This is a genomic window from Streptomyces sp. NBC_01428 (assembly GCF_036231965.1).
GTDB lineage: Bacteria > Actinomycetota > Actinomycetes > Streptomycetales > Streptomycetaceae > Streptomyces.
Genome location: NZ_CP109499.1, coordinates 1,832,379 through 1,844,002 on the forward strand (window position 1 = coordinate 1,832,379; position 11,624 = coordinate 1,844,002).

The following is an 11,624-nucleotide window of genomic DNA, read 5'->3' on the forward strand; positions in this document are numbered from 1 at the left end:
GTCGGGCCCCCTCTCGGTCCGTGCTCGATCAGCTCACGGTGACGGCCGGTTCGCCGGAGGCGACGCCGTCGTTCTCCATCTGCTCGGCGAGCTTCATCGCCTCGTCGATGAGGGTCTCCACGATCTTCGACTCGGGTACGGTCCTGATGACCTCGCCCTTGACGAAGATCTGCCCCTTGCCGTTGCCCGAGGCGACCCCCAGGTCCGCCTCCCGGGCCTCGCCGGGGCCGTTGACGACGCAGCCCATGACCGCGACGCGCAACGGGACCTCCATCCCTTCCAGGCCGGCGCTGACCTCGTCGGCCAGCTTGTAGACGTCGACCTGGGCCCGCCCGCACGACGGGCAGGAGACGATCTCCAGGCGCCGCTGCCGCAGCCCGAGGGACTCCAGGATCTGGATGCCGACCTTGCACTCCTCGGCGGGCGGCGCGCTCAGGGAGACCCGGATGGTGTCCCCGATGCCCTCGCTGAGCAGTGCCCCGAACGCCACGGCCGACTTGATGGTGCCCTGGAACGCCGGACCGGCCTCGGTCACGCCGAGGTGCAGCGGGTAGTCGCACTGGGCGGCCAGCTGCCGGTAGGCGTTGACCATGATCACCGGGTCGTTGTGCTTGACCGAGATCTTGATGTCGCGGAACCCGTGCTCCTCGAAGAGGGACGCCTCCCACAGCGCCGACTCGACGAGCGCCTCCGGCGTCGCCCTGCCGTACTTCTCCAGCAGCCGCCGGTCGAGCGAACCGGCGTTGACACCGATCCGGATCGGGGTGCCGGCGTCGCCCGCGGCCCGGGCGATCTCCCGCACCTTGTCGTCGAACTGCTTGATGTTGCCCGGATTGACGCGCACCGCGGCACAGCCGGCGTCGATGGCCGCGAACACGTACTTCGGCTGGAAGTGGATGTCCGCGATCACCGGGATCTGCGACTTCCTGGCGATGGTCGCGAGGGCGTCCGCGTCGTCCTGAGTGGGACAGGCGACGCGGACGATCTGGCAGCCGGACGCGGTGAGTTCCGCGATCTGCTGCAGGGTGGCACCGATGTCCGACGTACGCGTCGTCGTCATCGACTGCACCGACACCGGCGCTCCGCCCCCGACCGCCACCGGTCCGACCTGGATCTGCCGTGCGACACGGCGCTCCGCGATCGGTCGGACCGGCACCTCGGGGAGGCCCAAGGAAACGGCGGTCATGGCCTCACACGCGGCTTTCCGAGAAGGTCTCGCGGGAGGCGCGGATGGACTCCTTCAGGGAGCCCAGCGTGGCGAGGACGGCGGTCGGCTCGTAGCCGCAGTGCGCCATGCAGTTGGCACACCGGTCGTCCTTGCCGCGGCCGTAGGAGTCCCAGTCGGTCTCCTCCAGGAGCTGCCGGTACGTCTGCACGTACCCGTCGCTCATCAGATAGCACGGCTTCTGCCAGCCGAAGAGCGAGTAGCTCGGGATCGCCCAGGCCGTGCACGGGAAGTCGACCTTGCCCTCCAGGAAGTCCAGGAAGAGCGGGCTGTGATTGAGGCGCCAGCGGCGCCGGTTGCCGCCCGCGAAGGCCTTCTTGAACAGTTCCCGGGTCTGCTGGACGCCGAGGAAGTGCTCCTGGTCGGGAGCCTTCTCGTAGGCGTAGGCGGGCGACAGCATCATCTCGTCGACCTTCAGGTCGTCGTTGAGGAAGTTGAGGACCTCGATGATGGTCTGCGGGGTGTCGGTGTTGAAGAACGTCGAGTTGGTGGTGACGCGGAAGCCGCGGCGCTTGGCCTCCTTGATGGCCTCGACCGCCTCGTCGAAGACGCCTTCCTTGGCGACGGACTCGTCGTGCCGCTCACGCAGCCCGTCGATGTGCACGGCCCAGGCGAAGTACGGCGAGGGCTTGAACTTGTCCATCTTCTTGCGCAGCAGCATGGCGTTGGTGCACAGGAAGACGAACTTCTTCTTGGCCACCAACTGCCGCACGATCTCGTCGATCTGAGGGTGCATCAGCGGCTCGCCGCCGGCGATGGACACCATCGGCGCGCCGGACTCCAGCACCGCGCCCACGGCCTGCGCCACGGGCATGCGCTGCTTGAGCACACCCGCCGGGTGCTGGATCTTCCCGCAGCCCTCGCACGCGAGGTTGCACGCGAAGAGGGGTTCCAACTCGACGATCAGCGCGAACTTGTCCCGCTTCTTGAGCTTCTGTTCAAACAGGTATGCAGCGACCTTCATGGACTGCCGGAGCGGCATGGCCATCTGGCTCACCTCCGAGGGAGCAACAAAGAACGGTGCCATTCAAAGAAAGCGGGAAGCACGGCACGAAGAACACGGAAAGCTGATATTCCACCGCGGACCGTGCCGATACGGACGAGTTCATGTTCTGGAGCGTCCACGACCACCCGTACGGCCGCAACCGGGCGGGTGCCCGCGCGGACCGCGGCCAGAAGTGTGGCCGCGGACTCCATGTCCACGGCGATGGCTCCGGTCGCGAGCAGATCCGACCGCTCGGGACCACGGACGACGTGATCGGAGCCGGTGAGCGGCCCCGTGTGCACGGTGCGGCCGGGCAGGGCCCGCACCAGTTCCTTGACGAGGAGGTCGGTCCCCACGCACGGCGTGGTGCCGTCCGGGTCCCGGGTCTCCTCGGCGACGACCAGGTCACCGGGGTGCATGCCCGGGGCGAGCCCCGCACAGAACCCGGTGGCCAGCACGGCCGCCGTACTCAGGACCGGGTCGTCGAGCACCCGGGTGACGGACCGCTCGGCGGCCCTCGGACCCATCCCCGTACGCAGCACGGTGACGGGTCCGCCGGCGCCGCTGCGGTCGCCGCTGCGCAGCGCGAGGTGCTCGATGCCGAGCGCGCAGGCGATCAGCAGCGGAGCCGGAGCGGGCCGACCGGTCATCAGCCCCCCTCCTTCGCGGAGAAGGGCTCCCCGTTGACATAGCGGCCGAGCGCGGTCAGCGGGAAGACCTGCCGGTAGAGGTGGTAGTTGATCGAGAAGTCCCACGGGAAGCCGGTCCCCGTGAAGTACGGCTCGTCCCAGGAGCCGTCGGCCAGCTGGGTCTCGGCGAGCCAGCCGACCCCGCGCTCCACCGTCTTGGACTCGTTCTCCCCCGCGGCCAGCAGGGCGAGCAGCGCCCAGCCGGTCTGGGAGGCGGTGGAGGCGCCGCGGCCGCTCCACCCGGGGACGTCGTCGTAGGAGCGCAGGTCCTCGCCCCAGCCGCCGTCCTCGTTCTGTACGTTCTCCAGCCAGGCCACGGCCCGCCGGATCGCGGGGTGCGACCCGGGCAGCCCCGCCGCCACGAGCGCCGGGACCACCGATCCCGTGCCGTAGACGTAGTTGACGCCCCACCGTCCGAACCAGGAGCCGTCGGTCTCCTGGTTGGCGAGCAGCCACTCGATGCCCCGGCGGGTCCGGGGATCGTGGGAGAGACCCTCGACCGCCAGCATCTCCACGACGTGCGCGGTGACGTCCGCGGAGGGCGGGTCGATCACCTCGCCGAAGTCGCAGAACGGGAGCCGGTTGGGGAACGGGCTGGTGTTGTCGACGTCGAACGCGCCCCAGCCGCCGTCCTTGGACTGCATGCCGAGGTTCCAGCGGACCCCGCGTCCGATGGCGTTCTCGACGCGTGCCGGATCGTGGTGCCGGACGCGGCGCAGCGCGAGGACGACCTCCGCGGTGTCGTCGATGTCCGGGTAGTTGTCGTTGTGGAACTCGAACGCCCATCCGCCCGGGGGAAGTTGGGGCCGCTTGACGGACCAGTCACCGGGCCGGACGATCTCCTCCCCGAGCATCCAGTCCACGGCCTTGACGAGCTGCGGGTGATCGGCCGGCACCCCGGCGTCGGCGAGCGCGATGGTCGCCAGACAGGTGTCCCACACCGGTGACTGGCAGGCCTCGATCATCCGGGAGCCGTCGTCGCGCCACACGGCGAACCGGTCGAGGGAGGCCAGTCCCGCGCGCATCACGGGGTGTTCGAGGTCGTAGCCGAGCAGGTGCAGGGCGATGACCGAGTAGACCGCGGGCGGCTGGATGCCGCCCCAGCAGCCGTCGTTCTCCTGCCGCTCGATGATCCAGCGTCCCGCGGTGTTCATCGCCGCTCTTCGCAGGGCACGCGGCGCGACCTTGCGGTACTGGTGCAGGGCCTTGTCGAGACGCTGGAACGCCCCGTCCCAACTGGCCACCCGCGCGAGCGGCTTGGCCGGGTTGGGGTGGTGGGGATCGGTGTGCAGCTCGTCGAGCGGGAACGGCGCGGGCCGCACCGGTCGCTTCGCCGACACCACGGTGAGCGGCACGATCGTCTGCCGCGCCCAGCAGCCGAAGTCGTAGATGTTCAGCGGCATCCACTTGGGGAAGTAGATGAGCTCCGGCGGCAGTTCGGGGAGGTCGTCCCACTTCCACCAGCCGAAGAGGGCGAGCCAGATCCGGGTGAAGACCCGGGCCGCGGCGATCCCTCCGCGCTCACGGATCCAGGCGGACGCCTGCGCCATGTGCGGTGCGTCCGGGGCGTCCCCGGCCAGCCGCAGCGCGACGTACGCCTCGATCGTGGTGGAGAGCTCGCCCGGGCCGCCGTAGAACGAGGCCCAGGTGCCGTCCTCGCGCTGCTCGCCGCGGATGAACAGGGCGGCGCCGCGCGTGGTCGGCTCGTCGCGGATGCCCAGGAACTGGCGGAGCAGGAGGTCCTCGGCGTCCATGGTGACGTTCGTCTCGAGGTCGCCCTTCCACCAGCCCTGGTCGTCCTGCAGCGCGAGCAGGAAGTCCGTGGCACGCGCCATGGCGCGCGTGGCGGCGTCTCGGGTCTCGACCGTCCCGGCCGCCGCGGGAGTGTCGTGCTGGATTTCGCTGGCCGAGGCAGCGCGGGGAGGAAGTGCCCCGGTGCTTCCGTCGGTCGTCGCTGTCATGGCTTCCCCTTCGTGCAGTGGTACGACTCTGCTGTGGGTCCGCCGTCGGCCGGTGCTTCCGTTCCCGATGGTGATCCCGTGCTCGAACGAGGTTCGAAGCCCGGGGGAAACACCGGCCGGCGACTACGCGAGGTGTATTCGACCGATAGTGATCATCTCTTTCGTACGACGACGAAGTCGGCGAGTGCCACGAGCTCGGCCCGCACACGGTCGGGCATCGGGACGGCGTCGAGCGCCTCGATGGCGATGGCGTGCTGCCGGCGCGCCTCCTGGGCGGTCCAGTCGCGGCCGCCCGCCTCCTCGATGAGCGCGGCGCGCGCGGCGAACTCCTCCTCGGAGAAGTTCTCGAAGTCGCTGGCCTTGGCGTCCTCGGCGAGCAGGTCGCCGAGCCGCTCGGAGGCGGGCCCGCCCGCCGCGAGCGCCGCCACCACGGGCAGGGACTTCTTGCGCTGGCGCAGATCGCTCCAGGTCTGCTTCCCGGTGGCCTCCGGGTCGCCCCAGATGCCGAGGAGATCGTCGACGGCCTGGAACGCCAGGCCGAGGTGGTAGCCGTACCGCTCCAGGGTGTCGGCGGTCAGGTCGTCGGCGCCACCGAGGACCGCGCCGATGGAGCAGGCGCAGGCGAGCAGGGCGCCGGTCTTGTTGCCCTCCATCTCCAGGCACTCCTCGACGCTGACCCGGTCGCGGTGCTCGTAGGAGATGTCCTGGGCCTGGCCGTCGATCAGGGCGCGGGTGGCGGTGGTCAGGCGCCGGGTGGCGCGGCCGGCCTCGACACTGCCGAGCTCCAGCAGCACCTCGTTGGCCAGCGCGAACAGGGCGTCGCCGACCAGGATCGCCTGGGCGGGGCCGTGCACCTTCCAGACGGTGTCGCGGTGCCGGCGCTGTTCGTCGCCGTCCATCAGGTCGTCGTGCAGCAGCGAGAAGTTGTGCACCAGCTCGACCGCGACCGCGCCGGGGACGCCGACCTCGGGCTCGGCGCCCGCGGCCTGCGCGGAGAGCACGGCGAGCGCCGGGCGGACCGCCTTGCCGCCGTCACCGTCCGCGGGGTTGCCCTCGGCGTCGATCCAGCCGAAGTGGTAGGCGGCGACGGTGTCCATGGGCGCCGCCAGGCGGTCCACGGCCGCCTTCAGCACCGGTGTGGACAGGGTCCGGCCGCGCTCCAGGAGCGCGGTCACGTCCACCGCGTCGGCAGCCGTTTCGGCCGGGGGCACAGTGGGCACAGTCTCTCCTCTTGTTGCGATACCGGGGGTGCGGGGGCCTGTCGTGCTCTGTTCGAGCGTCATGCCGCCTCCTCGAAGAGTCCGAGGAGATGATCGCGGGACCGTCCCAGCGCGCCCAGCGCGGCACCCGCCGCGCCGACGCCGCTGCGGACCGCACTCTCCATGGTCGCGGGCCACCCTGTGGCGGTCCACGCTCCGGCCAGGTACAGGCCGGGGGCCTTGGTCCGGGCACCGGGGCGCAGCCGCCCGACACCCGGGTCGGGAGCGAACGTCGCGGTGCGCTCCCGGGTCACGAAGAAGTCCTTCACCTCGGCGCCGCGCGCACCGGGCAGCAGTCGCTCCAGCTCGGGGAGGTACCGCTCCCGCAGCGCCGACACGGGTTCGTCGATCTCGTCCTGCGCCGCCGACTGCGACAGCGCGAGGTACTGGCCCTCGCGGAGCCCGGACGCCTCGGTGCGGTCGAAGACCCACTGCACCGGGGAGCCGAGCGCGGCGAAGAACGGCGCGGTGAGGACGGTGCGGTCGTAGACGACGTGGACGTTCAGGATCGGCGCGGTGCCGATGTCCAGCAGCCGCTCCGGGGCGTCGAGCGCGCCGTCCGGCAGAAGATCGTGGGCCTCGCGCTGGGGCACGGCGAGCACGACGGCGTCGGCGTCGATGCGCTCGCCGGGAACCTGAACACTCCAACGCCCGTTCTCGTAAGGGGAGACGGAGGTGACGCGTGTACGGATCTCGGTGCGTACGCCCGCGGAGTCGAGCGCCTTGCGGGCCATGGTGTCGTGCAGTTCGCCCAGCGGGACGCGTGCCCAGCCGATGTCGGCAGCGCCCGGGTCGGACAGCAGACCCGTCTTGAACACCATCGCGGCGAGGGCGAGCGAGCAGTCGCCGGCCACCGCGTTGAGGGTGGCGACCCCCACGAGGTCCCACAGTGCTTCGACGGCACGTCGTGACTGACCGTGCCCGGCGAGCCAGTCGCCGAAGTTCTGCGCGTCGAGCGACGGATCGGTGAGATCCAGTCCCTTGAGCGCGAGCGCGGCACGGCCGACTCTGGCGCGCTCGGCGAGCGAGAGGTGCGGGTAGGTCGCGAGGCTGCGCGCCAGGTGCAGCGGCACCGGCAGCGCGTCGCGGCCGATTCTGCCGAGTCTGCGCCCGGGAGCGGCCTCCGCGTCGAGAACGGGCACGTCGAGACGATCCTGCAGCGGCGCCAGCGAGGCCGCGTCGATGCGGTCGAGGAACCAGCGGTAGGCGGTGCAGCAGCGCAGATAGACATGCTGGCCGTTGTCCACGGTGAGGTCGCCGCGCTGGAAGGAGAACGCGAGACCGCCGAGCCGCGGCCGGCCTTCGAGCAGGGTGACGCGCACTCCGGCATCGGCGAGCGCGAGCGCCGCGGTGATCCCGGCGAGTCCGCCGCCGATCACCACGGCGGACCGGGCGGAGTCGTCAGCGGACTCCTTGACCTCGCTCATCGTGCACCCTCCCCTGGGGCCGCGCCATGGTGATCGAACGACGCACGGCAGGCCGTTGCAGTCAGGGACGCCGTCCGGCTCCGGAGGGTTGCGTGCCGCTTTTCGCCGGTCGTGTCACCTTGACCCCTATTGTCCATCAGGCGCGCCTCCGGACGGTGCGCCGGGAGACGTGGCGGGCGTCGAGTCCGGAGAGACCGCGCACGGCGACGAACGCCTTCTCGCGTCCGGGGAGCGAGACCCGGCCGCGCAGTACCGCCTCGGGCTCGCGCTCGATGCGGTCGAGCAGCCGCCGGTAGATGCCCGCCATCGCCGCGACACAGGCGCCGCTGCGCCGGTCGAGCATGGGCAGCAGCCGGTAGCCCTCGGCGAACAGCGCACGGGCACGCCGCACCTCGAAGTGCACCAGACCCGCGAAGTCGGAGCCCGGCGGCGGGGTCGGCCCGTCGAAGCCGGCCGAGCAGCCGAACTTCGCCAGATCGTCGGCCGGCAGGTAGGTGCGCCCGCCCTCCGCGTCCTCGCGGACGTCCCGCAGGATGTTCGTGAGCTGGAGGGCGAGCCCCAGCGTGTCGGCGTACTCCGGCGCGCGCTCGGCGCCGCGGGCCCCCGGTTCGGTGCCGAAGACACCGAGTGAGAGCCGCCCGATCGCCCCGGCCACGCACCGGCAGTAGACCTTCAGGTCGTCCCACGTCTCGTAGGTCTCGCCGCGTACGTCCATCAGCACGCCGTCGATGAGCTCGTCCAGGCCCCCGAGGGGGACCGGGAAGTACTCGGCGGTGTGCGTGAGGGCGACGGCGACCGGGTCGGTGTCGTCCTCGTCGACGGCGCCCGCACGGACGCGGGCGAGCAGCGCCTTCGTCTCCTCGAGGCGTACCGCCTTCACGTCCGGTGCCAGCGTGCCGTCGCCGATGTCGTCGACACGCCGGGAGAACGCGTAGAGCGCAGACATCGCACGGCGCTTGGCCGTAGGCAGCAGCCTGATGCCGTACGCGAAATTGCGGGCCTGCTGACCGGTCACTGCCTCGCAGTAGCTGTACGCGGCGAGTACCGGTGCGGACACGTGCTGTTCCGACTCCACGGTCCGGATCACCCCTTTCCTCGCAGAGTCACTCCCACCTCGCGCAGCAACTGGAGCTTGCCGGGCTTGGGCGGGCCTGTCAGTACGTCGTATTCGGCGGCGACGATCGCGTGGACCGCCGCCTTCCCCCCCGCGACGAACCCCGCGAGCAGCAGCTTCAGCCTGCCGTGGACGCTACCCACGAGGGGGGTGCCTTCATTCAGGAGGTTCAAGGCGCGTTCTGCTTCGTATGCAACCAGTGCTCGCACCGATGCGCCTGCTGTGGGGGCGGCGAGATCCGCTTCGACGACATGAAAGCGCTTCATGTCCTCGGCGGGAAGATAGACACGGTCGCGGCCGAGATCCTCGGCGACGTCCTGGAGGTGCTCGACGATCTGGAGTGCCGTGCACACCGCGTCGGAGTGGCGGACCCGCTCGGGGGTGGACGTCCCGGTCACGGAGAGGACCAGCCGGCCGACGGGGTTCGCGGACAGCTCGCAGTAGGCGAGCAGGTCGTCGTAGGTCTCGTACCGCTTGACAAGCTGATCCTGACGGTTGGCCGCGATCAGGCCGAGGAACGGCTCGGGGGTGAGGCCCGCGCGGCGGACGGTGGGCTGCAGACCTTGCAGCAGGGGATGGCGCGGGGTCGCGTCGAACACGCGGTGAAGATCGGATTCCAGGGCGTCCAGCAGAACCGACGTGTCCTCGGACTCGGTGGCCGACACGCCGAGCAGGCGGGCGTCACCGCCACCGGGGGCGAGGTCGCCGTCACCGATGTCGTCGACGAGGCGCGCGAAGCCGTAGACCGCCATCAGGTCGTCGCGCCAGGCCCTGGGCAGGAAGAAGGGCGCCACGGGGAAGTTCTCGTCCGCGGCTTTGTCCAGGGTGCCGCGCCCCGGATCACCGGTGCGGGCCGTATCGGCTTCGGTCACCGCCGGCCGCCCGGCGCGGGGACGGCACACGCATCGCGGAGCTGGAGAGTCACCGTAGCCATTGCCGTCACATCTCCCGTTCTACACTGCCGACCCAACACTGCCCATTTCGGACACGCCGCTCGGAGATCCGCACAGCGCGACGGTGCCGGGTGTCGCGTATTATCGCCCTACTTGACGCAATTCAGCACCGGTACAGCTTACGTTGTACAACGCGGCACACTCCGCCGGGGTGTCCTGCACATCACAACAACACACCGATTGGCGTCAAGATTCCTACGGCCGACCGGAGTTGGCCTTTCCTTTGCAGACGCAGGGCCCCGCCGGAGAGTTCCGGCGGGGCCCTGGGCGAAACGGGTTACTTGCCCGTGAATTTCTCGTACTCCTTGAGGACCTCTTCGGTGGGTCCGTCCATGCGCAGCTCACCGCGCTCCAGCCACAGCACGCGGTCGCAGGTGTCGCGGATCGACTTGTTGTTGTGACTGACCAGAAACACCGAGCCCGCGCTCTTGCGCAGCTCGCGGATGCGGGCCTCGGAGCGCTTCTGGAAGGAGCGGTCGCCGGTGGCGAGCGCCTCGTCGATCATCAGGACGTCGTGGTCCTTGGCCGCCGCGATGGAGAAGCGCAGCCTGGCCGCCATGCCGGACGAGTAGGTCCGCATCGGCAGCGTGATGAAGTCGCCCTTCTCGTTGATCCCCGAGAAGTCGACGATGTCCTGGTAGCGCTCCCGGATCTGCTCGCGGGACATCCCCATGGCGAGCCCGCCCAATATGACGTTCCGCTCGCCCGTCAGGTCGTTCATCAGGGCCGCGTTCACGCCGAGCAGCGAGGGCTGGCCGTCGGTGAAGACCTTGCCCTTCTCCGCGGGCAGCAGGCCGGCGATGGCGCGCAGCAGCGTCGACTTGCCGGAGCCGTTCGAACCGATCAGGCCGATGGCCTCGCCCCGGTACGCGGTGAAGGAGACGCCCTTGACGGCGTGCACCTTGCGCACCCCGCGCTCCTCGCCGCGCTTGACGATGCGGCTCAGGGCGGCGGTGGCGCTTCCCTTGCCGGTCTTGGCGCCGTTCACGCGGTAGACGATGTGCAGCTCGTCCGCGATGACGGTCGGGATGTGCGACCTCTTCTCGAGCTCAGCCACGGCCGTACCTCTCTTCAGCCTTCCAGAAGTACACGAACCCGCCGACGGCGAAGACCACGGCCCAGAAGACGGCGATGGCCCATACGTGGGGCGGCAGGTTGGAGGAGCCGTATCCGTCGATGAGCGCGAAGCGCATCAGGTCCATGTAGACGGCGGCCGGGTTCGCCTGGAGCGCGCGGGCGATCCACTCCGGGCTCTCCGCGAGCATGGTGCTGATGGAGAACATGACACCGGAGGCGTACATCCAGGTGCGCAGGACGAACGGCATCAGCTGGGCGAGGTCCGGGGTCTTGGCGCCCATCCTCGCCACGATCAGCGCGAGGCCCGTGTTGAAGAGGAACTGCAGGAACAGCACGGGGAGGATCAGCAGCCAGGACATGCCCGGGTAGCTGCCGAAGGCGATCACCACGATGAACAGGACGATCATCGAGAACAGCAGCTGCTGGAGCTGCTGGAGCGCGAAGGAGACGGGCAGCGAGGCGCGCGGGAAGTGCAGCGCGCGCACCAGGCCGAGGTTCCCGGAGATCGCCCGGACACCCGCCATGATCGAGCTCTGCGTGAACGTGAAGACGAAGACGCCCGTCACCAGGAACGGGATGTACACGTCGTGCGACATCCCGCGGTTGGCCTTCAGGATCAGGCCGAAGATCAGGTAGTAGACGAGCGCGTTCAGCAGCGGCGTCGCCACCTGCCAGAGCTGGCCGAGCTTGGCCTGGCTGTACTGGGCGGTGAGCTTCGCCTGGGAGAAGGCGAGGATGAAGTGCCGTCGGCCCCAGAGCTGACGAACGTACTGGGCGAGGCCCGGCCGGGCGCCACTGACCGCGAGCCCGTACTTGGCGGCCAGCTCGGCCGCGGAGAGCCCTTCGTCGGGCGACGGTCGGTCGCTCACCGCGACTCCACCGTCATGTGTTGTCTCACTCACAAGTGGAAACTTTCGTCTTCATGATGCGCACG

The 11,624-nt window shown here is 70.0% G+C and carries 11 protein-coding genes; all 11 read right to left on the minus strand.

What is annotated here, in order from left to right; translation table 11 throughout:
- Positions 1–28 precede the first annotated feature (28 nt).
- Positions 29–1,186: a flavodoxin-dependent (E)-4-hydroxy-3-methylbut-2-enyl-diphosphate synthase gene (ispG, locus tag OG406_RS07995; RefSeq protein WP_266851209.1), complete on the minus strand. Its 1,158-nt coding sequence runs from the start codon at positions 1,184–1,186 to the stop codon at positions 29–31.
- A 4-nt stretch (positions 1,187–1,190) separates the two neighbouring features.
- A complete protein-coding gene (gene hpnH / locus OG406_RS08000; RefSeq protein ID WP_081220430.1) occupies positions 1,191–2,213 on the minus strand; it encodes an adenosyl-hopene transferase HpnH in 1,023 nt (340 codons plus the stop codon).
- Positions 2,214–2,218: 5 nt separating this feature from the next.
- A complete protein-coding gene (locus tag OG406_RS08005) occupies positions 2,219–2,860 on the minus strand; it encodes a phosphorylase family protein (RefSeq protein ID WP_164371390.1) in 642 nt (213 codons plus the stop codon).
- Entirely contained in the window at positions 2,860–4,860 is a 2,001-nt protein-coding gene (gene shc / locus OG406_RS08010; protein WP_329184962.1) for a squalene--hopene cyclase, read from the minus strand. The genes OG406_RS08005 and shc overlap by 1 nt, the downstream gene beginning before the upstream one ends.
- Before the next feature lie 152 nt (positions 4,861–5,012).
- Entirely contained in the window at positions 5,013–6,143 is a 1,131-nt protein-coding gene (locus tag OG406_RS08015) for a polyprenyl synthetase family protein (protein WP_329184963.1), read from the minus strand.
- Entirely contained in the window at positions 6,140–7,546 is a 1,407-nt protein-coding gene (gene hpnE / locus OG406_RS08020; protein ID WP_326841912.1) for a hydroxysqualene dehydroxylase HpnE, read from the minus strand. Before hpnE ends, OG406_RS08015 begins: the two co-directional genes overlap by 4 nt.
- On the minus strand, positions 7,543–7,683 hold the full coding sequence (locus OG406_RS39400) for a DUF6380 family protein (protein WP_351422268.1): 141 nt from the start codon (positions 7,681–7,683) through the stop codon (positions 7,543–7,545). The genes hpnE and OG406_RS39400 overlap by 4 nt, the downstream gene beginning before the upstream one ends.
- The gene (hpnD, locus tag OG406_RS08025) at positions 7,683–8,633 is read right to left on the minus strand and encodes a presqualene diphosphate synthase HpnD (protein ID WP_081220425.1); all 951 of its coding nucleotides are present in this window, start codon (positions 8,631–8,633) and stop codon (positions 7,683–7,685) included. Before hpnD ends, OG406_RS39400 begins: the two co-directional genes overlap by 1 nt.
- Positions 8,630–9,532, minus strand: coding sequence for a squalene synthase HpnC (hpnC, locus tag OG406_RS08030; protein ID WP_266617609.1), 903 nt, complete (start codon positions 9,530–9,532; stop codon positions 8,630–8,632). Before hpnC ends, hpnD begins: the two co-directional genes overlap by 4 nt.
- A gap of 358 nt (positions 9,533–9,890) precedes the next feature.
- Positions 9,891–10,670 (minus strand): ABC transporter ATP-binding protein, encoded by a 780-nt coding sequence (locus OG406_RS08035; protein WP_081220423.1) that lies wholly within the window; start codon positions 10,668–10,670, stop codon positions 9,891–9,893.
- The gene (locus OG406_RS08040) at positions 10,663–11,592 is read right to left on the minus strand and encodes an ABC transporter permease (RefSeq protein ID WP_326841913.1); all 930 of its coding nucleotides are present in this window, start codon (positions 11,590–11,592) and stop codon (positions 10,663–10,665) included. The genes OG406_RS08035 and OG406_RS08040 overlap by 8 nt, the downstream gene beginning before the upstream one ends.
- Positions 11,593–11,624 lie beyond the last annotated feature (32 nt).